The sequence below is a fragment of the Lactobacillus sp. C449L genome, assembly GCF_059900815.1.
Genome location: NZ_JBWXGA010000002.1, coordinates 365841 through 389761, shown reverse-complemented (window position 1 = coordinate 389761; position 23921 = coordinate 365841). Strand labels below are relative to the sequence as shown.

General features: G+C 37.0%; 21 protein-coding genes. 11 read left to right on the top strand and 10 right to left on the bottom strand.

Translation table 11 applies throughout. The annotated features are described in order from the left end of the window. Window positions 1-137: 137 nt before the first annotated feature. The 7 genes from AC2JF9_RS05195 to AC2JF9_RS05165 form a co-directional block, all read right to left on the bottom strand. Window positions 138-635, bottom strand: a complete 498-nt coding sequence (locus AC2JF9_RS05195; RefSeq protein WP_500725734.1) for a GNAT family N-acetyltransferase — start codon at window positions 633-635, stop codon at window positions 138-140. Between the two features lie 180 nt (window positions 636-815). Further along, the gene (locus tag AC2JF9_RS05190) at window positions 816-1322 is read right to left on the bottom strand and encodes an Asp23/Gls24 family envelope stress response protein (RefSeq protein ID WP_500725733.1); all 507 of its coding nucleotides are present in this window, start codon (window positions 1320-1322) and stop codon (window positions 816-818) included. 22 nt (window positions 1323-1344) lie between these two features. Next, window positions 1345-1524 (bottom strand): DUF2273 domain-containing protein, encoded by a 180-nt coding sequence (locus AC2JF9_RS05185; protein ID WP_500725732.1) that lies wholly within the window; start codon window positions 1522-1524, stop codon window positions 1345-1347. Between the two features lie 11 nt (window positions 1525-1535). Continuing rightward, window positions 1536-2090, bottom strand: coding sequence for an alkaline shock response membrane anchor protein AmaP (gene amaP / locus AC2JF9_RS05180; RefSeq protein ID WP_500725731.1), 555 nt, complete (start codon window positions 2088-2090; stop codon window positions 1536-1538). 153 nt (window positions 2091-2243) lie between these two features. Next, window positions 2244-2969, bottom strand: coding sequence for a glucosamine-6-phosphate deaminase (locus tag AC2JF9_RS05175; protein ID WP_500725730.1), 726 nt, complete (start codon window positions 2967-2969; stop codon window positions 2244-2246). Window positions 2970-3130: 161 nt separating this feature from the next. Continuing rightward, window positions 3131-5476: an ABC transporter ATP-binding protein/permease gene (locus AC2JF9_RS05170; protein ID WP_500725729.1), complete on the bottom strand. Its 2346-nt coding sequence runs from the start codon at window positions 5474-5476 to the stop codon at window positions 3131-3133. A gap of 197 nt (window positions 5477-5673) precedes the next feature. Then, on the bottom strand, window positions 5674-6762 hold the full coding sequence (locus tag AC2JF9_RS05165; RefSeq protein ID WP_500725728.1) for a YdcF family protein: 1089 nt from the start codon (window positions 6760-6762) through the stop codon (window positions 5674-5676). A gap of 267 nt (window positions 6763-7029) precedes the next feature. On the opposite strand from AC2JF9_RS05165, the gene AC2JF9_RS05160 reads away from it, so the two are divergent. Then, on the top strand, window positions 7030-7716 hold the full coding sequence (locus AC2JF9_RS05160; RefSeq protein ID WP_500725727.1) for a CPBP family intramembrane glutamic endopeptidase: 687 nt from the start codon (window positions 7030-7032) through the stop codon (window positions 7714-7716). Between the two features lie 87 nt (window positions 7717-7803). Here AC2JF9_RS05160 and AC2JF9_RS05155 read toward each other — a convergent pair whose 3' ends face one another. From AC2JF9_RS05155 to cbpB, 3 genes are all read right to left on the bottom strand, one after another. Further along, a complete protein-coding gene (locus AC2JF9_RS05155) occupies window positions 7804-9678 on the bottom strand; it encodes a heavy metal translocating P-type ATPase (RefSeq protein ID WP_500725726.1) in 1875 nt (624 codons plus the stop codon). 186 nt (window positions 9679-9864) lie between these two features. After that, window positions 9865-10509, bottom strand: a complete 645-nt coding sequence (locus AC2JF9_RS05150) for a hypothetical protein (RefSeq protein ID WP_500725725.1) — start codon at window positions 10507-10509, stop codon at window positions 9865-9867. A 286-nt stretch (window positions 10510-10795) separates the two neighbouring features. Beyond that, window positions 10796-11275 (bottom strand): cyclic-di-AMP-binding protein CbpB, encoded by a 480-nt coding sequence (gene cbpB / locus AC2JF9_RS05145; RefSeq protein ID WP_500725724.1) that lies wholly within the window; start codon window positions 11273-11275, stop codon window positions 10796-10798. Window positions 11276-11843: 568 nt separating this feature from the next. Here cbpB and AC2JF9_RS05140 point away from each other — a divergent pair. From AC2JF9_RS05140 to AC2JF9_RS05095, 10 genes are all read left to right on the top strand, one after another. Continuing rightward, the gene (locus AC2JF9_RS05140; RefSeq protein ID WP_500725723.1) at window positions 11844-12161 is read left to right on the top strand and encodes a hypothetical protein; all 318 of its coding nucleotides are present in this window, start codon (window positions 11844-11846) and stop codon (window positions 12159-12161) included. Between the two features lie 130 nt (window positions 12162-12291). Further along, window positions 12292-12444, top strand: a complete 153-nt coding sequence (locus AC2JF9_RS05135) for a teichoic acid D-Ala incorporation-associated protein DltX (protein ID WP_500725838.1) — start codon at window positions 12292-12294, stop codon at window positions 12442-12444. Window positions 12445-12456: 12 nt separating this feature from the next. Further along, on the top strand, window positions 12457-13971 hold the full coding sequence (dltA, locus tag AC2JF9_RS05130) for a D-alanine--poly(phosphoribitol) ligase subunit DltA (protein ID WP_500725722.1): 1515 nt from the start codon (window positions 12457-12459) through the stop codon (window positions 13969-13971). Continuing rightward, the gene (gene dltB / locus AC2JF9_RS05125) at window positions 13971-15209 is read left to right on the top strand and encodes a D-alanyl-lipoteichoic acid biosynthesis protein DltB (protein WP_500725721.1); all 1239 of its coding nucleotides are present in this window, start codon (window positions 13971-13973) and stop codon (window positions 15207-15209) included. The genes dltA and dltB overlap by 1 nt, the downstream gene beginning before the upstream one ends. Window positions 15210-15238: 29 nt before the next feature. After that, on the top strand, window positions 15239-15478 hold the full coding sequence (gene dltC, locus AC2JF9_RS05120; RefSeq protein WP_500725720.1) for a D-alanine--poly(phosphoribitol) ligase subunit DltC: 240 nt from the start codon (window positions 15239-15241) through the stop codon (window positions 15476-15478). Further along, a complete protein-coding gene (dltD, locus tag AC2JF9_RS05115) occupies window positions 15471-16766 on the top strand; it encodes a D-alanyl-lipoteichoic acid biosynthesis protein DltD (protein WP_500725719.1) in 1296 nt (431 codons plus the stop codon). The genes dltC and dltD overlap by 8 nt, the downstream gene beginning before the upstream one ends. Next, window positions 16766-17716, top strand: a complete 951-nt coding sequence (locus AC2JF9_RS05110) for a serine hydrolase domain-containing protein (RefSeq protein WP_500725718.1) — start codon at window positions 16766-16768, stop codon at window positions 17714-17716. Before dltD ends, AC2JF9_RS05110 begins: the two co-directional genes overlap by 1 nt. Before the next feature lie 258 nt (window positions 17717-17974). Then, a complete protein-coding gene (locus AC2JF9_RS05105) occupies window positions 17975-18676 on the top strand; it encodes a DUF975 family protein (RefSeq protein WP_500725717.1) in 702 nt (233 codons plus the stop codon). Between the two features lie 302 nt (window positions 18677-18978). Continuing rightward, entirely contained in the window at window positions 18979-21510 is a 2532-nt protein-coding gene (locus AC2JF9_RS05100) for an AAA family ATPase (protein ID WP_500725716.1), read from the top strand. Between the two features lie 220 nt (window positions 21511-21730). Next, window positions 21731-23836 (top strand): ATP-dependent Clp protease ATP-binding subunit, encoded by a 2106-nt coding sequence (locus AC2JF9_RS05095; protein WP_500725715.1) that lies wholly within the window; start codon window positions 21731-21733, stop codon window positions 23834-23836. Window positions 23837-23921 lie beyond the last annotated feature (85 nt).

Genomic DNA, 23921 nt, shown 5'->3' with positions numbered 1-23921 from the left:
TTAAAATCAATAGCAAAAAGTCAAGCGATTTTGTATAAAACAATAGAACTTTTTTACAAATATAAAATTTGTTAGTAGCGTTTCTGTTGGCATTTCACGTGGAACACCAGCGTTAAGCTCTGTCTTAAGCTTCTTAGCTAATCGAAATGGCGGCCAAAAATTTTAAGGTCGCATTTCTTATTGTCTATTGTTGCCACAGCTGGTAAATTCCCCCATTCAACAAAACCGTTTTTTTGGAAGAGAGCGAGACTAGGATAATTATGACTAAAAATATAAGCTACTAATGTGTCTAACTGCAAAGAAGACAACTGACTGAACACAAAGTTTAGAGCCTGCTGGCCTAATCCGCATCGCTGTGAATGTTGGTCAATATATAGGCTAATTTCTGCTGTATGACAATAGGCTGGACGACCATAAAAATACTCAAGTGATACCCAACCAACAATTTGCTGATATACAGTAATTTTCCAAATAGGACGTTCTTGTTGATTAAAAGAATTAAACCAGCTTTGTTTTGATTCTTTAGATACTGGTTGCAAGTCCGCAGTTGCCATTTTGGTAGGGACGGCTTGGTTATAAATTTTAACAATTGCTGCTAAATCTTCTTCTTGAGCATACTCAAATTGGGCTTTCATGGCATTTTTCCTTATTTGATAAACTTCTTTTTACCAGTGTAACACTTCTCTATTTTTTAGCATAACAGTAAAAGGATGATAACCTGTCGGCAAGTTTTGGTTTCACGTGAAACTAAAAAAGCGAAACGCTACTTATCTGAGTGCGACTTCGCTTTTTAACAAGTTTTAGTCAATTTTTTCCTATTTAACTCGATCTTCTTGTTTTTTCTCTGTTTTTTCTACAGCTTTATCTTTTTGCTCTCCGATTTTGTCTTTAGCGTCTTGGGTTGCACCAGCAAAACGATCTTGTAGGCTAACTGAGTCTTTTTCATGTTCTTCTTTGGTCTTAATATCGACTACGGTAACATTGACTTCAACAGTATCCAGACCAGTCATTTCTTTTACTTTGTCATAGATTTTTTGTCTAATCTCATCATAAAGTTTAGGAACTTCTGTTCCGTATTCGGCAACAATTTCAATATCTACTGCCACTTGTTTTTTGCCGACTTCAACATTTATGCCATTAGTAACATCATCGGTATTGACGATTTTGTCAGCCAGGTTTGAGAAAAAGCCACCATTAACAGTCAATAGGCCTTTAACATCTGAAAGAGCGATACCTATTATTTTTTGAATTACTTTTTCGTCATACTTCAAATCGCCTTTGATTTCTTGCTTAGAACTACTTTGATTACTATTTTGAACCATACTACATTATTCCTTTCCGCTATTACTTTCTTACCAAATTTTTCAGTAGGGGCCAATAATGACCAACTAAAAGACCTACTATTAGCATTACAATTACAAAAATGGTCTTAAAAAAGCCAAGTCCTAAAAAACAAAAAGCTATTAGCAAACCAATTACAGCACCGCAAACTTCTGGGAGGTGCTTTTGCAAAGTCTCTTTCATCGCTACCTCCTTTAATGTACACGTGTTTCCGGATTATTAGAGCTTTGATAATTAACAAATTTGATTTTAATTTTGGGTTTCTGAGCAATCCCTAATAACCGACCAAGGTTGCTTTTTAGCTCTTCAAGGTAATTCTCAAGAATCGCATTAACGTTTTCACCGTTACCTAAATTGCCGCTAATCTTAATCTGAATTTTCCGATTAGTCAGGCGTGAATCAACCTTAACTTTACTAATAAAGGGTAGGTCGGCTAAAGAATTCAGCACATAACCGTTAATTGCTTTGCTAGTTACCTTAACCTGACCATCCGGTTTACGAATTAAAATGAAGTATCTCTGAACTGGCCAGAACAGAACAACTAATAGACTAATAATTAAAATTAAAAGGACAACAGCGCTGATAACGACTAAGTACCATGCAAGAATTGGATTTATTGAACCAATACTAGGCAATTTTACTTTAAGGTATTTTTGCCAAAAGCTACTGGTTTGCCATAAAAGATAAATTGGCAGTGGTATTAATAAGACCATACATATTATTAGTAACCACTTTTTACTTCGTTTCAACTTATCACCATCCTCTCGTGATTTACTCTAATCATAGTACGGATTATTTTGTTAGTATAGTTATATGCACTTATTTATACAGAACAATAAAATTCAATTTTGTCTACAAAAAAAGCGACGCACTTGCGTCGCTTTTAATAGGCTAATGCCTGTTTAGTTTTTGTATTTATCACTTAATTTGCTTGCCGCATCATGATCAACGATTAAGGTGACATTAGAATGGTTCTGCAATACAGAAGCAGGGACATCTTCAGTTATTTGACCTTCAACCATCTTTTTAACGGCTGCTGCTTTATTTTCACCAAATGCCATAATGACAATTTGTTTTGCGGCCATGATATTTGCTATTCCCATACAAATTGCCGTTTTAGGTACATCATTGATATTGCTAAAGAAGCGAGAGTTTGCCTTAATAGTGTTTTCAGTTAAATTAACTTCGTGAGTTATTGAATTAAATGGAGTTCCAGGTTCGTTAAAAGCAATATGACCGTTTTGTCCTAGACCTAAAAGCTGAATATCAATTGGATTTTCTGCAATAATTTGGTTGTAATCATCAGACGAACCTTGAGGATCATTGATGGCTTTGATTCCATCAGGAACGTATGATTTTTTAAACGGTTTTTGATCAAATAGGTTTTTTTGCATGAAGTAGTGATAACTTTGATCATTATCTGGAGTTAATCCCACATATTCATCAAGATTGATACTGATTAAATCACTGTTGTCAAGATTACTTTTAGTCCATTCCTGATACAGTCCAACAGGTGTAGAGCCCGTTGCTAAACCAATGACCTTTGCACCATCGTTAATGCTCTTTTTAAAAATTTCAAACCCTTTTGTACTTCCGCTGGCCTTATCAGCGGTGATGATTATTTTCATATTTACGCCTCCATTTATAATTAAGATAATTATAAATTGGTATATGCCAATATGTCAACTAACTTTTACCAAAAAATGTAGCTAGAAATTTAAGCAAAACAAAAACCATGATTAATGTTGTTTCACATGTAACACTAAGCATGGTTTTATAGTTAAGCGAATTATTCACTTCTTAGAGCAATTGCAGCGTCTTTATTAGCAGCCATTCTTGCTGGTAGATGACCGCCAAGCATGGTTAAAATGGTTGAAATTACAATTAAGATTAAAGCGTGCAGGGGATTAAGCTGAGCAACGTTCTTCAGATCAGTAATTGAATAAAGAATACTGTTGATTGGGAACACTAGCAGTCGAGCAATGACTATTCCTAAAACACCGGAAAAAATACCTAAGATGAAAGTTTCGGCATCAAATACCCGAGTAATATCCTTCTTCCGCGCCCCTAAAGCTTTCAGAATTCCAATTTCTTTTGTCCTCTCCAAGACTGACGTGTAAGTTAAAATCCCAATCATAATCATTGAGGTAACCAAAGAAATAGCAGCAAAAGCAATTAACACGGCAGTAATTCCGTTTAACAATCCTCCAGTCATTGAAGTAACAGCACTGGACATGTCAGTATAAATAATCTTATCTTTCTTGCTCTTACCTTTATTCCATTTGTCAAGATAGTTCAAAACCTTATCTTTGGAATCAAAATCATTTGGATAAATCATAATTCCGGCCGGTAAACTAACCCCACCAATTGACTGCATCATTTGTTTCTTGGCATTGGCATTCATATTTTGCCCAGTCATGACGTTACGGTTAGACTTTCTTTGCGCCTTAACAATTGCTGAATTTTTGTTTTGCTTAATGACACTTTCAGCTAATTTATCGCTATATGCAATTCCATCAGAAAGCAAGGCCATCGAGCTTGAATCTTTAGGACGAATTACACTCACGATACGTAATTTAATCTTGCTACTGTCATACATCTGCTTATCAGCTTTTTTCGGAACAAACATTCCGGTTGGCAGCTCTTGGTAATAATCGTTATTGGCAACTACTCTAAACTCCTTGCCAACTAGCTTATTGAAGTCCAACTTCTCATTTGCTTTTACTTTAATACCTAAGTTTTTTAAGACATTGATATTAACAGAGTTTTCATTGTCGATTACTAATACCAAATCAGTCGATTTTTTTGGCCAAGTTCCGGAAAGCAGTTGGTAATTGTCTTTTAAAAAGTTTCCTTTGTTCTTGTTGAGTGATGTAGGAAAAACAGCCGATCCAATAAAGGACATGCTAGCAGCTTGAGACTGCATTTGACCGTAAGCTTGAGAGGCAGCAGTCCCCGCAGGGAGTGGTGAAAACTGCACCGGTTTAACGTTACCGTTGGTATTGCCAATCAAGTTAAGCGAGACACCAACTTGGTAAGAGATATTATTGGCATATTCTGGATTAATCTTTTTGACATAGTCAATATACTCTTTAGTAATCTTGTTTTGGTGTGATGACTGTTGAAGTGCATTTTGCTTCGCGGTCAAATAACCACGATTTTTAACATTTTCAGTTGATTCACTGCGGCTGCTGATGCTCCCCATGTCGGTAGCAGTTTGGGCAACTGAAACAGGGTATTTTGCCAGAGCCTTGCTCATGGTCGTATCAATTTGCTTTTGAAAACCATTTGAAAGTGATAAAACAATAGCAATTGAGATAATTCCGATACTAGATGCAAAGGCGGTTAGGGTAGTCCGTCCTTTTTTAGTCATGATATTAGTAAAGCTAAGCTTAATAGCGTTCCAATATGACATCCTAGTCCGTTTTAAGCTGAAACTATCTTCTTCGTCTTCTGGCGTATAAGGGTTCGAATCATCTAAAATTTTACCATCTTGGAAATTAACAATTCTTGTTGCATACTCTTGGGCAAGTTTAGGATTGTGCGTAACCATCACGACTAGACGATCTTTAGAAAGTTTCTTAATCAACTTCATAATTTGCACAGAAGTTTCTGTGTCGAGTGCTCCAGTTGGCTCATCGCAAAGAAGTATGTCGGGATCATTAGCTAAAGCACGCGCAATAGCAACGCGCTGCATTTGTCCACCGGATAATTGATTAGGATTTTTTGAAATATGATCTTTTAAACCAACTTGAGTTAAGGCATCGACTGCTCGCTGGTGACGCTCAGAAACAGAAACACCAGACAAGTTCATCCCAAGCTCAACATTAGCAATAATCGATAAGTGGGAAATTAGGTTATAATTTTGAAAAACAAAACCGACCGAATTGTTTCGGTATGCGTCCCAATCAGTTTCTTTAAAATTCTTGGTTGACTTACCATTAATAATCAAATCACCGCTATCATAGCGATCTAAACCACCAATAACATTTAGCATTGTTGTCTTACCAGAGCCACTAGGTCCTAAAACGGCAACAAACTCTTGGTTACGAAACGAAATAGAAACGTTGTCGAGCGCTTTAGTGACAGTATCACCAACATGGTAAGATTTGCGTAAATTCTTTAATTGAAGCATATATTGTCCTTTTAACCCTTTATTTATATATAATTAATAACAAGCAGTTTACCATTTATAGATGCGTAAATCTAAGAAAAGCAATTGAAATTTATATTATTTTAAGAACCTTTTTACCCTGAATACACTAAACAAAAAGTAGTAGGTCACATAGTGCATCTACTACTTATTAAATTTACGAAACAAATAATTAATTACTAATGTGCGATACCTGAAAATTGTAATATAGAATAGATTACAGAAAATAGCAAAATGATTGCAATAACTAATGCATGGCGCTTTTTATTAATAAGTAATACTGCCGCAAATTCGCGAACTATTGCATTTGGCAGGAAGTAAAAACGGGTATAAGAACCAATTCCGTTAGCATTCAAGCCGGCGTTTCTAGCAAATAAGGCGGCACGAAAGATATGATAATTGTTACTGAAAAACTTAGCTCGATAATTATCACTCCCAAAATCACTTTGGGCTACTTGGGCTGAAAATTGCATGTTTTGATATGTGTTCTTAGATTTTTCTTCCCTCAAAATGTAATCAGGATTAATACCTCGTGCTACCGCATATTCAGTCATCGCTTGTGCTTCAGCAATTTTTTCGTCAGGCCCTTTGCCCCCCGACATAATAAATTTAGGCATTTTACGTCCTTTGTCAACCTGCTTCTGGGCGAATTGGATAGCTCGGTTAATACGGCTTGCCAGCAATGGCGTGACAGTTTCACCATTTGATAATCCTGCACCTAAAACAATAAGATAATCCTGATTGTATTGACGGGGGACTAGCTGATAAAGAGTAAGATTAACCAAAAAGTTGTAAGCAATAAACAATAAATAGTCAATTACGAGGGTTGGGGCATACAGCAAAGTTTTTGCCCAAGAAGGAAAGTTATTAAATGGCCCGATTAGAGCAATAATCCAAATAGCTAATAAAGCGAGTCCGATGAATAATGTCAGCAAGTTTGAAACGGTATGGGTCTCTCGCTTCCAAACAAAATAAGCATTCCACAAAAAGAAGACCCATGAAAAGGTAACTACCAAGGTGACTAAACCAATAAAAATAACTAGTAAAATTTCAAAAGCTAAAATTAATGGGCGCAGTCTTGTCGACAACACAGTTACTGCTAGCCAGATACCCAGTATAAGAAGGAAAACAGTAAATAAAATACCATTGAGTAGTCTACGAGGCTCTTTCAACCAACAAATTATGAAAATCAAGAAGGCCCCAAGAACCATCAGCGAAAGATAGATAAAAGGTTGATTTTCGCCAAATACTTGAAAAAGCTTACTCATAGTTATCCTCCTAAAAGATATAATTAAGTTCATTATAATAGAGAGTGTCAAAAAGTCATAACAAATAAAACGAGTGGTACTTAAATGAACTATTTCCTAGGAAATAACGAATAAGTGCTAATAACACAAAGATGATATTTTAGCAGAAACTAAGTAGGTATTTGTGAAACTTAAACACCATAAATTGATGAATTTAGGGTATACTATGAAAACATAATCAGTTAATTAGTTAAAAATCAAAACTAAGATACATGAAGGCAGGGACGAATGAAGAATTTTTTTAATTTCCTAGGAAATATTGGAGCCATGATAATAGCTTTTATCATATATGGCGTTATCGAGCAGCTCTATTTTTATCCCCAAGTGGTTAAAAGGAAATTTCACATTAGTAGTGACAACACGTATATGATTGGTATTGCGATAGTAACTCTCATCGGGGCTTTATTGATTTATGCTTTTTATCGCTGGCAATTAAAAAGGCTAAATAATCATGACTTAAGTCAAAAGTTTCTTTTGAATAATAGGCAGTTATTGATTTCACTTTTAGGAGTAGTATTAATTCTGGCAGCAAATATTGTGATTCCCATAGTTCTTGGCATTAATAATTCAACCACGTCAAATAATCAAGAGGCCTTAAATCGAATTTCTCTGCAATCAGGTAACTTGTATGGTGTGATAGTAGTTATTGTTGCACCAATCTTTGAAGAACTTATTTTTCGTGGATTATTTTTCAATACCTTCTTTTTCAAAGATACGCCAGCTAATAAATGGCTTGGTATTTTGTGCAGTGGGTTAATCTTTGGAATTGTTCATGATCCAAAGTTTACTAAGTATCTTGTTTTGTATTGGGCGATGGGGTCTATCTTAGCTTGGGTATATATAAGGGCGCGTGATATACGCTGCTCAATGATGACGCACATGTTCAATAATCTGCTAGCTCTTATTGCAATATAGAAAAAACTTCAACTTCCAAAGACTTGTAAATAAAAAGACCATATTTATCCATATGGTCTTTTTATTTATTGAAAATTTTATTTTGCTTTATTTAACTGATACAGCTCCTGTTTGTTTTGGGTTCTTCGGGGTTGTTTTGGCTAAAAGGGCTAAGCTGATAGAGATCATGTCAACAACTTCTTGCAGAATTGCTCCCCAGAACGCCGGAATAATGCCTGTAAAAGCAATAAGTTCAATGATAATGACAATTGTAATAGCTGTTAGTACATCAACATTGGCAACTTTCATAGTATGTTTTGAGATTGCTACTGCATCGTTAATTTTTGACAGGTCGTTAACCATAATGATTGCATCTGCACTCTCACTAGCTGCTGAAGCTCCTTTAGCACCCATAGCAATGCCAACATCTGCTGCGGTTAAACTTGGCGCATCATTAATTCCATCCCCCGTCATAACAACTGGACGGTGCTCTTCTACGACATTTTTAACTGCTTCAATTTTTTCTGCGGGCAATAAATCATAGCGAATATCATTAATGCCAACTGCTTGACCAATTTTTTGGGCTACATCTTTGTGATCTCCAGTGAGCATCATGATATGTGCATTGGTTTGTCGCTGCAAACGTTCAATTGTGCCTGCACTTTCAGGTCTTACCTGGTCCTTAAAAGTGATGTAACCGGCATACTTACCATCAATTGAAACGTAAATAGCCGTTGCATTAATTGCTTTTACTTCCTTACTTTCATCTGGTATTACAAATGATAATTTGCCGACTTTTACTACGTAGCCTTCAACAGTTCCGCTGACTCCCTGTCCTGTTGTTTCTTTAATATTGGCTGCAGATTTAAGCAAATTTTTATCGGTTGCGCTAACTAAAGAATTGGCAATAATATGATTTGATTGCTGTTCAACGCTAGTTGCATAACTTTGGATGGTTTCTTTACTAAAGTTTTCCGTATCTGCAGGAACAATTTCGTCAATGACTAGACGATTTTCGGTTAATGTGCCGGTTTTATCAAAGGCAAATGTCTTAGCCGTGGCTAATTTTTCTAACGTTGGTCCAGACTTAACGATGATGTGGTGCTTGGACATAGAACTCATACCTGAAACAAGGGCTACAGGTGCAGCAATTAACAGCGGGCATGGTGAAGCAACTACCATAACTTCAGCAAAGTTAATAGGATTACCTGAATGAATCCATGCGGCAATACCGATAATTAGTGAAATTGCTGTGAAGGGAACGGCATAACGATCAGCCATTTTAACAAATCTTGCCGGTGCCGCTTGAGAAGATTCAACTAATGAAACGATTGTTTGATATTCAGAATCACTTGCTTTTTTCGTGACTACCATTTCAACGGCCACGTTACCATTAATTGAACCGGACATTAATTCATCGCCTATATCTTTATGAACGGGAAGTGATTCACCGGTTAGTGAAGACTGATCAAAGCTTGATGAACCGCTGATGACTTTGCCGTCCACCGGAACTTGTTCGCCGGGTTTAATTAAAACATGATCATTAATGTTTAATTGGTCAACATCGACTGAAATTAATTCTTGATTAACAATCTTGTTAGCAATAGTTGGAGAATTACTCAGTAGCGTTCGCAATTCTTTGTCAGCTTGTCCTGTGGCATAATCTTCTAAGGTTTGACCGCCAGTCATCATCACTAAAATCATCCACTCGGCCCAAATATCCCCGATTAAAATAGTTGAAATAACAGCGATAACGGCTAAAATGTCAACGCCATAACGTCCCGACTTAAAGTCACGGATAATTTCACCAAGCAGAGAAATAGCCATCAGTATTCCTACGATATCGATGATGACTGCCTGAATTGGAAACTGCAAATTACCAATCGTAAATAAACTGTTTGCGTGAATACCGAATTGACAAATAAGACCAATGGCACCAATGGCGAGTACAAGGAAAAACTTCCACTGCTGTTTTAAGCTCATAGTTCAAATTGCCTCCATAAATATGAAATTTAACTACATGTTTTCCATTTTAGCACTAAATTGTCATTTTTAATTAGAATAAGTCTAAATTACATTAAATTTTTCATTGCACAATTAACAAAAAAACTGTACCTAACGAACTTGCATAACAAGCTAAGTTAATTAGTCAGCACAGTTTTTGTATTTTTAATAGTCTTTTAAATTAATAATGTTGTTAGAGTGAGTTTTTGTTTTAGTTAAACGTGAATTGCTATCGTCTGGTTGCTTTGCAGTTATATTTGCTTTCTTAACGTGTAGGTAGTTATCAGTTTTGCTCTGTTTCATTACTACTTTTTGTTGTGTAGAGTTGGTACTGTCACCGTTGTCATTGTTTTTATTGACTTGGAACGCCTTAGCTCGCCCAATTGAGTCAATTAGATCCATGGAAGACATAGTAATGAAATTGTCATTATTACCATCATCGCTCGATTCAGCAAAATAATGGTTTATTTTTTTAATTCCTTCTTCAGAGAAGTGTTCTTCGTGTGCAATATCAAGCAGCAGTTTGTGTAAGCGACTAGCAGAAACTAGTTCGTGTTGCAAAATTTCGAAAATCCAAGAAAAGTTAGTGTCTAGTAAGCGGAAGTGTTTAACTACTTTATCTTTATAAAAAGCATCCGTGATGATTCTAGCTTCGTTAATATCGTTTGAATCACGTGCTGCTTCTTTTAGTTGATTAACTAGTTCTTGCCGTTCTTCAATCGTTAGTTCTTGTCCACCAGGATATGTCCAGTCCTTAATAATTGCTTTGATTAAAGACTCTAATTGTTCAGAAGTTGTTTTACTTGTCATTTCAGTGTCTTCCATTCTGACTAATAAACAGGATATTACCCAGCTGTCCCATATGCTGCAACTTAAATCTGGCAATTTGTTATTTAATTTTTCATAAAAATACGTAGCTACTTTATATTGAAAACATGCACACTATAATTAGCTAAAAATATATAGTATACTAATATATAATGTATATATAAAAGCTGTCAAACCGCCAAATTTTTGTTAACTTAATTATAATACAGTTTATAATAAATCGCTTGAAAAATGTTAAATAATTGTAGAAAAATTCAAATTTTCTTTGCTAGTTTTCTCTTTTAATTTTTTGCACTTGATATTTTTTATCAAAATTATGTACAACGTAATTAAAAGCCTTTATCCATTCTCGCCTGGTTAGTAAGCCCTGAAAAACTCCATAATCATCAACAACTGGCAAAAATGCGTTATCAACTAGTAGGTGTAACTGCGTTTCTAGTGTAGTTTGCGCAAAGTTTATTTTGTCAAAGTCAGTCTGCATGACATCACTGACCTTTAATTCAGATAATGGTTCAATTGAAATGGTATCAGTTTCTAGCATTTTGTCAGTAATCATTGCCAAGCTAAGCAAGCCAACTACACGGCTTTTACTGTCAAGCACAGGGATCTTAGAGTATTTTACCCGCGTCAAAATTAAAAAAGCATGGTAGAGCGGGTTATCATCTTCTACGAAAGCAATTCGGGTTGCGGGAATGATGAACGAACCGGATTTTTCTTCGATTAAGTGTTGTATTGAGGGAGAAAACATTTAGAGTGGCCTTTCATTAACTATTCAGTACTAGCTTTATCCTATAACAAAGGAAAAAGGCTCGCAAGATTTGCGAGCCTGTTAGTTTTCATCTACTTTGAAGGAGTAAGAATGAATGAAATAAAAAAGTGGGAGTATGTAGTAAGGTGCTATTCCTTACTACATCTAAGATAATATACTGAAAATATGAAGTAAAGGTGCAAAATCTCTTATGAAATAGTAAAGAATTCCTTTAGAAGTTTTAAAGACATAGAAAAACCCACGTAACGCACGTGAGTCGAAAGGGATAGATATGAAAATGACCTGTAAAGTCATTTCGGTTTTTTCATTATTTATACTTGGAGGAGTATGAATGAAAAACAAAAAGTTGAGTGTGACATGATGTAAGAGTATTTCATCTTATACCTCGTCACACCCACAGTATAACTAGTAAATGTGAAAAAAGTATGACGAAATTGCAAATAAGGTAAATTTTTGAATAATGAAAAATTGTCTGTTATTAGTGACATTGCTATAATTATGGTTGATTTGTTTATCAGTAAATATTTGATAAGGACTAAGGAGATAAATGGAAAAACAGCAATACCGCAAAAAAATATCTTTTTGGCTTCGTTTTTCGGGGTGGCTGTGTCTATTACCAGCTACAGTGTGGTTATATTTATATCGGTTTTTAGGGCAATCTAATCTTTCGACAATTGCCTTAATTGCTTTATTCCTAGTTGTTGCTTTTGCTGTATTTGTTTTAAGCACGGCTAATAGTTCAATGTGGCTTAAGTCTAACAACATTATTGTTTTGATGGTGATTGCTATATTGTTTGTTGCAATAATCGTTTTTATTCCACTCTATTTTGCTTTTAATGCGTGTCAAAAGTTAAATGATCAGTAATAATTGCTAGTGGCAGTAGCATAAATATTTAAATTTGGTAAAAGAATAACCAAATTTTTGGGGCTAGCTTGTAATAGTAGTACTATATTCAATAGTAAATTTAAATGAGATTATGAGAGATTCAAAGCATATGGCAAAAAATGAAAAGTCTGAAACGCGTGCAAAGAGTTTTGGTAAGTTTGTTCTAACTACATTATTTTATTGCGTTATCTTAATGGCATTAATTTATTTGTATCAATATAGCGGCCTTACATCGGTTCACTTTATTTACAACGAATTTTAAGGCGGTATAAAAATGATCAATGATGTAATCAAGAAAATTGATGAAGTAGCTGTTGCTGAGCCAACTCGGATTGCTTATGACTACCTTGGGCAAACAAATACTTACAGTGAGCTTAAGCAGCGGTCAGATGCTTGGGCTCATAAAATAGCTGCATTACAACTCACTCAAGACAGTCCAGTCATGGTTTGGGGTGGTCAAACGTTTGAGATGGTTGCCAGTTTTCTAGGATGCGTCAAATCAGGCCATGCTTATATCCCGATTGCCAGTTATTCTAACCCGGAAAGAATAGTAACAATTCAGGAAGTTGCCAACGCTCAAGCAATTATTGCGATTGACGAGCTGCCTAAAGTAAATCTTCCCAAGATGCAGGTTATATATCCTGATGAAGTAAAGGAAGGTAACTATCATATTGATAGTGCTAGTTTCGTTGAAGGTGATGCGAACTTTTATACAATTTTTACTTCAGGCACCAGCGGGAAACCAAAGGGGGTGCAAATCAGTCATAATAATTTGCTTAGTTTTATTAACTGGGAAATGACAGATTTTGATTTGCCCGAGCACCCAAGCTTTTTAGCTCAGGCTCCGTATTCATTCGATCTTTCGGTTATGAGTTTATATCCCGCCCTTGTAGGCGGTGGTAAATTAGTAGTTTTGCCGCATAATACTACTCAGAACTTTGCCGAGCTATTTAGAACAGTGCCACAGCTTCAATTTAATGTGTGGGTTTCAACGCCATCATTTGCGCAAATGTGCTTTTTGGATAAAGCATTTGATGAAGAGCATCATCGAGGTTTAACACACTTTTTGTTCTGCGGAGAAGAATTGCCGCATTCTGAAGTTGTGCTGCTCAAAAAGAAGTTTCCTAATGCTCGAATTTTTAACACATACGGTCCTACCGAAACAACTGTTGCCGTTACCCAAGTTGAAATTACCGATAAGATTTTAAATAAATATGATCGTTTACCGATTGGCAAGGTCAAAGCAGATACTCGGATTACCATTGATAAGACCAAAGGTGACCAGCCCGAAGAAGGGGAGATAATCATTGAAGGTCCGAGCACTTCGAAGGGCTATATGAATAATCCTGAAAAAACCAAGCAGGCCTTTTTTCAAGATCCAGCCGATAAGTATATGAGTCACCGCTCTGGAGACGAGGGTTACTTTGACAAAGACTTGCTTTTTTATCGGGGAAGAATTGATTTCCAAATTAAATTTAATGGTTATCGAATTGAGCTGGAAGAAATTAATCATTATATTGGTAAAAACAAATTTGTTGACCATGGTGTTGCTGCTCCTAAATATGGTAAAGACCACACGGTTAAACAAATTGTGGCCGTAATCCAGCTAAAAGATGGTATTCAAGAACGTTATTCTGAAGCCGAAATCACTAAAGTGCTTCGTGCAGATTTGGCTAAAAATCTAATGCCATATATGATACCGCAGCGTTACATTTACCGCCAAAAACTGCCGGTTTCTCAGAACGGCAAGGTAGACATTAAGGCGGTAATTAAGGAGGTAAATGAGTAGTGCATTTTAATTTTATTAACTTGCAGCCATATGGGAATCCGCACTACTTCATCTACCTGATGATTGGTTTGTTGCCAATTATTATAGGTCTGTATTACGGACACCGCTTTAAGATTTATGAATCAGCTTTTTCATTAGTCTTTATATTTCTCATCTTTAACGGGGATAAATGGCAGCAAGGCATCAGCTTGATAATTTATTTGTTATTCGAGCTGCTAATCACATACAGTTATCTCCGCTACCGAAAAAACAGTAAAAACAAGACCTGGGTATTTTATCTAACAGTTTTTCTATCAATTGTGCCGTTGATACTAGTAAAAGTGCAAACGGCTTTTCCAAAGGCAAAAATACCTGGCGTATTGGCTTTTTTAGGTATTTCTTACATTACCTTTAAGACTGTCCAGGTAATCATGGAAGTTCGTGATGGTGCCATTAAGGAATTGGACCTGGCAACTTACCTGCGTTTCTTGCTTTTTTTCCCAACAATTTCATCTGGACCAATTGATCGTTATCGGCGCTTTGCTAAAGAATGTGACACTGCACCGCAGCAAGAACAGTATATTAGTGATTTAGGTCTAGCTACCCGCTACTTGTTTCAGGGTTTTTTGTATAAATTTATTCTTGGGTGGTTTTTTGGCACCTACTGGTTGCCAAAACTTGCCAAGGCAGCATTAATTGTAGGTACTGCCAAGGGTGGATTAAAGCTGTCCTGGTGGCTAGTAGCTTACATGTATTGTTACAGCATGTACTTGTTCTTTGATTTTGCTGGTTATTCGCTGTTTGCTGTAGCAATTTCCTATTTTATGGGAATTCATACACCAATGAACTTCAACAAGCCGTTTGTTTCTCAAAATATCAAGGAATTTTGGAATCGCTGGCACATGACTTTGTCGTTTTGGTTCCGTGATTATATTTACATGCGTTTTACCTTCTTTGCAATGAAGAAAAAACTGTTTAAGAACCCGGTTAGGCTGTCGCAAGCGGCTTACTTGTTGCTTTTCTTAGTGATGGGATTTTGGCACGGTTTAACATGGTACTATATTGTATATGGACTATTCCATGCAATCGCAATTATTATTAACGATTGTTGGATTAGGTATAAAAAGAAGCACAAAGACAAAATACCATCAAACAAATTCACAAAAGGGCTTGCGATTTTTGTTACATTCAATGTTGTCTGTTTTAGTTTTCTAATTTTCTCTGGCTTTCTCAGCGAGCTCTGGTTTGGCTGGAAATAGAAAGTAAGATTTATTTAAGAGGTTTTATTATGGATATCAAAAAAGAAGTTTTAGCTATTTTACAAGACTTAACGGGTGAAGATTTATCAGAAAGAATGGATGAAAACATTTTTGATAACGGATTGATGGACTCAATGGCAAGTGTACAAATGCTGCTTAATTTGCAGGAAAAGTTTGAAATTGATGTTCCTGTTTCGGAATTCGACCGCAACGAATGGGATACCCCAAATAAAATTGTTGCAAAAGTGGAAAACTTAGAAAATGAATAATAAACGCCGGCTGTGGCATATCTTCGGTCCAGTTCTTTGCGCGATTATTTTATTATTGGTCATTTTTCTGTTGCCATGGGAACGTACTTTTTCTAAAGGATCAATTTACCAAGCAGCGAATTCGCAAACAACAACCGTTTTTAAGGGCTCATTGATGAAACAAGATGCCTTTAAGGACAACTATGTGCCATTCTATGGTTCAAGTGAGTTATCGCGACTTGATCCATTGCATCCTAGTGTTTTAGCGCAAAAATATCACCGTAATTATCGACCGTTCTTATTGGGGGGACCCGGAAGTCAGTCATTAGCCCAGTTTTTAGGGATGCAGGGAACATCCGAACAACTAAAGAATAAAAAAGCGGTTGTGATTATTTCGCCTCAGTGGTTTACCAAACAAGGACAAAATCGAGATGCTTTTGCACTTTATTACTCACCTTTGCAGGCCTGCAATTTTTTGCTAGGGGTAAAAAAGGATAGCGTAACGAATCGCTACGCGGCTAAGCGTTTCTTACAAATGCCTGAAGTAAAAGGTGTAATTAAATCTGGAATGAAGAGAGTTGCGGCTGGCAGCAAACTTACAGGCACACAGCGTTTTTTGCTTGAAAACCAGCGCCGGATGTTGAACAATGAGGATAAATTTTTCAGTACGTTCCAGTTGCGTGATCGAATTAAAAAGATTAATAAACAGGCTAAATTGTTGCCAAGTGCCTATTCAACTACGGCGCTAGATAAGGTTGCCAGCGAGCAAGCTGCTAGTCACACTAATTCCAATGCTTTTGGAATCAATAATAAGTTTTTCAAAATGCGACTAAATAAACGAAATTTAGCGAAACTGAAGAACAGCCAGAAGAAGTTTGATTATACTAAATCAGTTGAATATAGCGATTTTGAGTTGATGCTACACCAATTTGCTAAGCAACATACTAATGTGCTATTCATTATTCCACCAATCAACCAAAAGTGGTCCAATTATACCGGCTTATCGCAAACTATGTATCAAAAATCAGTTTCAAAGATTAAGTATCAGTTAGCAAGTCAGGGCTTTGAAAATGTAGCGGATTTGTCTAAACGAGGTTGTGAGAATTACTTCATGGAAGACACGATTCACCTCGGCTGGCGAGGTTGGGTTGCCGCTGATCAGGCAATTAAACCGTTTATGAAACAAGCAAATACTCGCTATAATTATAATATCCATAACTACTTCTATACCAAAAAGTGGCAAAAACAGTTATTTGAAGACAGTAAAACCGATAAAAGCCCAATAGGTCACAGTTTAAAAGAAAAATAGTGCGCCAGCAAATTGATGCTTTAAACATCAAAGGCTCAGTTTTAGTTATTAAAAATAATCATGTTTTACTTAACTATGCTGAAAAAAATTCTACTGACACTAGTTATCTCATTAATTCTGTTCAAAAATCGATGACTGCTGCTATGGTAATGCGGTTAGTGCAAGAAAAAAAGCTGAGTTTGCATGATCGACTCAGCAAGTTTTATCCACAAGTTCCCGGCGCTAGCAAAATCAAGATTGAAAACCTGCTAGCAATGACCGCTGGGCTTGATTTAAAGCCAGGCACTAACCTAGGCTGCCGACATTTTATTTCGGATGAGGACAATCTTCAGCGTGACATTACCAAAACTGTTTACACGCCTAACATGCTTGGCAAATGGTATTACAGCTCATTAAACTATGTCTATCTCTGCGGGATTATTACTAAAATAACTGGAAAGAGTTATGAAGAACTTTTCCGTGAGACTTATGTTGAACCGCTACAATTAAAACATACCGAGTTTTTGTGGTCTAAGCCCAGTAAAATTGTAGCAAGTCGCTTAGTTCCCGGGACCTTTTACCGCAATGGTCACTATAATGTAATCAAACATCAAAAAGCCTTGCGGGATGCTCATAATGAGCTAGGAGCCGGGTCGGTCGTAATGTCAAACTCTGATCTTGCTAAAGTGCTTCATTATATTCTAGCCGGTAATATGCTGACGAAAAAGAGCCGCAAGCTACTATATGCAGCGGGACCGCCAAGCTATTATAATGGTGGTTTGTATAATAACAGAGAAATGAAGACTAAAATTGCTAATGGTGCAGGTGAAGGCTATTATACTTTCGTGCGGACCACAAATAATGGTAAGACAATGTTGATTATTCAATCTAACGAAACGCGACGTGGTAGGTTTGAAATATTGCGAGGTCAAGTTAATCAAATTATGAAACAATTGCTTGATAGCAAGTAAAGTAGTAAGAATATAATCTGTTGAACCTTGTTTTTTCATTGATTGCATGCTAAAATTTTGTTGTGTCGCCAAAGGAAATGTACTCATTTTCTCCGGTAGCGAAAATGCAAATTTCTATATGTGGTCAGTAATGGCGGCACAAACACTGTGTGAGCTTAGTTCCGATGTTGGTGGAACTAGGCTTTTTGTATTTTCTTTGCTATTTTATGCTATTTGATAGTATCATAATAGAAATATAGTATTAAAGGAGGAGTATTTATGACTAGAGCTGAATTAAAAGCGGAGTCGAAAAAACAGCTTCGTGGCAATTGGGGCTGGGCTGCTTGGCTAGGAATTGTTACCGCTATAATTTACGACTTATTTTGGGGCCAAGCTTTCTCCACGGCATTTAAGGCCATGAATAGCTTAAATGATGCAATGGGCAGTGCAAGTACCACCTCAATTTTTGAACCTGAACTTTTGGCAGGTCAAATTGGTCGTAACTCGGGGGTCTCTTTCCTTGGCGGGTTTTTCTTACTGAGTTTGACGATTACCTTTTTAAGATTTACTGAGGGTCACAAATATCATATTTTTAATGGTCTTTTTTCCGTATTTACGGAAGGTCGTTTTGTGCCAGAGTTTTTAAATTATCTTTTAAGTAGTATCTTTCAATTTTTGTGGACATTATTGCTCGTTATTCCTGGCATAGTTAAGTCATACTCTTATGCTTTAACACCTTATATCGTTAGTGATATGGTTAAAAGAGGCGAAGAAGTCCATGCAACAAGTGGCATTTCCGAAAGCAGAAGGCTAATGAATGGCCACAAGTGGGAATTATTCGTGCTTAATTTGAGCTTTATTGGCTGGGAAATTCTAGCCATCTTAAGTTTTGGGATCGGTTTTATTTGGCTAGTTCCATATGAACAAACGACCAAAGCTAACTTTTATCGCAATATTATTGGAGACCAACTTGACAATTAAAAATAAGAGCAGAGTTTTAGATTCTGCTCTTTTTACTTGGGAAAACTATTTACTTAAGTATAAAGAAAAAGAACATTTTTAAAGTAATAAGCCGTGCTTAGACTGTTTTCAATGATGCACTTTAATTATTAATGGATTAGCGTTGTATTTTAAGTGCTGTTTCACGTGAAGCAAAATGATTTGCGTTGCATTAATAGCAGCGTTAGGCTGATATTTGCTTTTATTTTATAAAAAATACTAATATGGTGGTAAGAAAACCAAATAAGCAGTTAAAACCCAATGGAAAAAGAGGCAAATAATTGATGCAATACCATAAACAGCCAACAAAAATTGAAGTAATCGGCGGCCGGGTTAATAACCTAAAAAATATTGATGTTGATATTCCACTGCATAAATTTGTTGCAATATCAGGTCTAAGTGGATCAGGCAAGTCTAGTCTGGCGATGGGAATTCTTTATTCTGAAGGTGCACGCCGTTATCTTGACTCTTTAGCAGCTTATACTAGAAGGCGCATTAGTCAGGTAGGTCAAGCTCAAGTAGATGAAGTGCGTCATATTCCATCTGCTTTAGCTTTGCGTCAACGCCCAGCAATCCCAGGAATACGTTCAACGGTTGGAACTGTTACCGAAGTTTTTAATGTTTTACGTTTGATTTTTTCGCGATTAGGATCACCTGTATGCCCGAATGGCCATCGTATTCCTGCGACAATTAAAATCGCTCAAGCAATGGATTTAGCTGGTGAGGCAATGGGTCGAATTACTTGTCCAACTTGTGGCCAACAATTTTATGCTTTTAGCGCTGAAGATTTTGCCTTTAATTCGGATGGAGCCTGCAAAAAGTGTCAAGGGCTGGGAACGGTTGAGCAGATCGACGATGAAAAAATTATTGCTAATGAAAAGCTAAGTTTAGAAAATGGGGCGGTTGCAACCTGGCAAATTCCCGGTCGCAACTGGATGTGGCGCATTGCGCGTGAGCTAGGCGTGCGTACCGATGTTCCATACGAGAAATTAACTAAAGCTGAACGAGAAATTGTGTTGCATGGTCAAGAACGTAAAGTACCAGTTGATATTCCGTCTTCAACTGGTCGGGTTTATCATCTAGATGCATTATATGAGAATGCATATAACGCTGTGGCTAATTCGCGCAAAACTACTAAGTCGGAGCGTGGACTTGAGCGCATTAATGCTTTCTATAAGTTTAGTACTTGTCCTCGTTGCCAAGGCTATCGTATTGATCCGAGTCGCTGGGATCAGTTGGTAGCTGGAAAAAACATTGTAGAGGCTGAGCAGCTAACTTTGGGCGAATTGAATAGTTATATGCAAGAGATTCTGCGCTGGTTACCAGCTGACATGCAAAATTTAGCTGAAAACCTTACCGGAGAATTAATGCACCAAGTTAAGCCACTGATAAAATTAGGATTAGATTACTTGAGCCTTTCGCGCCAGGCCAATACCTTGTCTACGGGCGAGTTGCAGCGAATTCAGCTGGGTCGGACATTACGTACGGAAACGACTGGGGTGCTTTATGTATTAGATGAACCTTCGGTTGGTCTTCATCCTGATAATGTTGCCGGCCTGATTGACGTTTTTCACGAACTGGTCAATCAAGGTAACTCCCTAGTAGTTGTTGATCACGAAGCTGCTATTATTGGAGCAGCTGACTGGATTGTTGAAATTGGACCAGGATCTGGTTCGCAAGGTGGTAAAATAATTGCTCAAGGTACGCCAGAGGAGATAAAACAGGATAAAAACTCGTTAATTGGTCCATATTTAAAGGGGGACGCATCTCTCTACGTGCGTTCATGTGCCCAAAAAAAGCAAATTTTTACTGAAGGCAAAGTCGCATTTACAGTAACAAAGCGGTTTAACTTGCAAAATGTTCATTCTGAAATTCCAATTGGCCGTTTGACAGCCATTACTGGTTTTTCGGGTGCTGGTAAAACTACACTGATTCTCGATTCACTAGTGCCGGCATTAAAAGCACAAAAAGATGGAACAGCAGGTCCTGATTGGGTAAAAGACTTGTCTAACAGTGGAATCAAAAATGTAATTAGTGTTGACTCTGCACCTGTTGGCAAAAATCAGCGCTCAACGGTAGCAACTTATACTGATATCATGGACAATTTGCGTAAGCTATATGCCAGTCGGCCTTTAGCTAAGAAGCTGAAGTATCGAGCTTCTCATTTTTCTTATAATAATAAAGAGGGTGCTTGTCCTGCGTGTGGAGGCACGGGAGTTATTTCCCTTGATATACAGTATTTGCCTGACATGGTAGAGACATGCTCAGTTTGTGGAGGTCGGCGATTTAATCAGAGTGTGTTAAAGGTTAAGTGGCACAATTTAAGTATTGCAGATGTACTAGATCATTCAGTAGACGATACGCTAAAGCAAAACTTGTTTTCTGATCAACCAAAAATTGAAAAAACAATCACAACTCTACATGATATGGGACTGGGTTATTTGCATCTGGGTGAATCAACGCCAGCACTTTCTGGTGGCGAGGCACAGCGGCTGAAGTTAACTAGTCATATTCACCGTCAGCAAAGCGGTAGTTTATTCGTCTTTGATGAGCCAACCGTGGGATTGCATCCATACGATGTTAGGACATTGCTGCAGGTCTTTCAAAAGTTGCTTAATCAAAAAGCAACGATTATTGCCATCACCCATGATTTAGATATTATGGCAAACAGCGATTATATGATTGATATGGGACCACGTGGTGGCAAACAAGGCGGAAGAATTACTGCTTGTGGTTTACCTGTGGATATTTCTCAAAAGAGCACGAGTTTAACCGCTAAATATTTATGCGAGCACTTTAATTTATATCAAAAATAAGAACAATTAAGCCTTGTTGTTGAAGCTAAAAACGCTGCAGCAGCAAGGCTTTTTAAATAGATAAAGGCAAATTCACAAGTTTTGGAAATAAATGTGGAAAAGTTAAACAAAAATGTTGCATTCTGTGGATAACCTGCTACAATAATAGATGTAAGGAATTAGCAGTCGACTTGTTCGAGTGCTAATTACTGAAAATTTACCTAATAAGGGGTGTATATGTATGGCATATTTTGACAACGAATTTGATAATCTTTTTAACGAACTAAACAGTTCTTTCTTTAATAATGATAATAGTGGCTCGATTCCAGTTCATTATTCGAGCATGAACATTTCTCCACAAGATATTCAACAAAATGGTCAAATGAATGGTCAGCCTAAGAAGGAAAAACCAATAGGTGTAGACCTAGTTGAACAAGCTAAAAACAATAAATACGATCCAGTAATTGGACGTGACGAACAAATTCAAGAAGTAATTGAAATTTTAAGCAGAAGAAAAAAGAACAATCCGGTTTTAGTTGGACCTGCGGGTGTTGGTAAAACGGCAATTGTTGAAGGTCTAGCGCAAAAGATTGCCCAAGGCGATGTTCCTGACAAGATGAAAGACAAGCATATTATTGCGGTTAACATTAACGATATGGTTGCCGGTTCTAGTCTTCGTGGTAGTTTTGAAGAGCGCCTGAAGAAAGTAATCGATGAAGCAAAGCAGAATCCTAATATTATCTTGTTCATTGATGAAATTCACAACATTGTTGGTGCTGGTTCAACAGATTCTGAAAACAATAGTGGCGATGCTGCTAACATTTTAAAGCCAGCCTTAGCTAGTGGTGACTTGAACCTAATTGGGGCAACAACTACTAGTGAATACCGTAAAATTGAAAACGATGCTGCTTTAGCTCGTCGGTTCCAACCAGTTCAAGTTCCTGAGCCTTCAACTGAAGTAACAATTAAGATTTTGGAAGGTCTTAAAAAGAAGTACGAGGACTATCACCACGTTAAATACAGCGATAGCGCACTACGTTTAGCTGTTGAATTGTCTCAAAGATATATTCAGGGTCGTTATTTACCAGATAAGGCGATTGACTTAATGGATGAAGCTGGTGCTAAGAAGGGTCTTGACTCAATTCCAAGTGATGAAGCTACTTTGCAAAAGCGAATCCAGAACTTAGAGCATGAAAAAGCAGAAGCAGCTAAAAATGAAGACTATACCAAAGCTAGTGATTTAAAGAAGAAAATTGCAGAGCTTCGTGATAAGGCAGAGCATGTTGATGATGCGGCTACTCCACGAGTAACAGATCAAGATATTTACGCTTTAATCGAAGCTAAGACCAAAATTCCAATGAGTGAGTTGCATGCAAGTGAGAGTCAAAAGAACCTTGATTTAGCTGAAAAGCTGAAGAAGGCAGTTATTGATCAAGATCATGCAATTGATGTTATTACGGATGCGATTGCCCGTAAGCAAGTTTTCAAAGACAATAATCGTCCAACTGGTTCATTTTTACTCACGGGTCCTACTGGAGTCGGTAAAACTGAGTTGGCTAAACAGCTAGCAATTCAATTATTTGGCGGTGAAGATCACTTAATTAGGCTGGATATGTCTGAATACCAGGATCAAATGGCGGTTAACAAGTTAATTGGTTCTGCACCAGGCTATGTTGGCTATGGTGAAGGCGGTCAATTGACGGAAAAAGTGCGTCATCAACCGTACAGCTTAATTTTGTTTGATGAAATCGAAAAAGCCAATCCACAAGTATTTAATGCATTACTTCAAATCATGGATGATGGACGATTGACTGATGCTCAAGGCAGAACAGTTTCATTTAAAGATACAATTTTAATTATGACTTCAAATGCTGGCTATTCAGATAGCCTGCTTAAAGACGGCAAGGTTGATCATGATAAAATGATTAGCGCTTTGGAGGCATACTTCAGACCAGAATTTTTGAACCGGTTAGATGCTATTGTTCCGTTCAACTCTTTGACCAAGAATGATATGACCAAGATTATCGATATTTATCTAAAGAAAATGTCACATGTCTTGGCTAAAAGAGATGTTAAAGTTGAAATTTCCGATGAAGCTAAGTCTTATCTGGCTGAAAAAGGTTATGACAAGAAGTTTGGTGCTCGACCGCTGCGTCGAGTAGTTGAGCAAGACTTAGAAACACCAATTGCTAAATTGCTGATGAAAAAATCTGATACTAAAGAAATTAAATTCACTGCTGATGACAAGCACGTTTATTTAAACGGTGATGCCATCTTGGACATTGCATCAAAAGCGGAAGATAAAGCTGCAAAATCAGAAGCAAAGGATGAAGAAAAAACTGAATAGTTTTTGCTTCATGAAAGCCACCTCAAAAAGGTGGCTTTTTTTTGCCAAAAATAATAATTTCGATGTTGTTCCACGTGAAAATAGC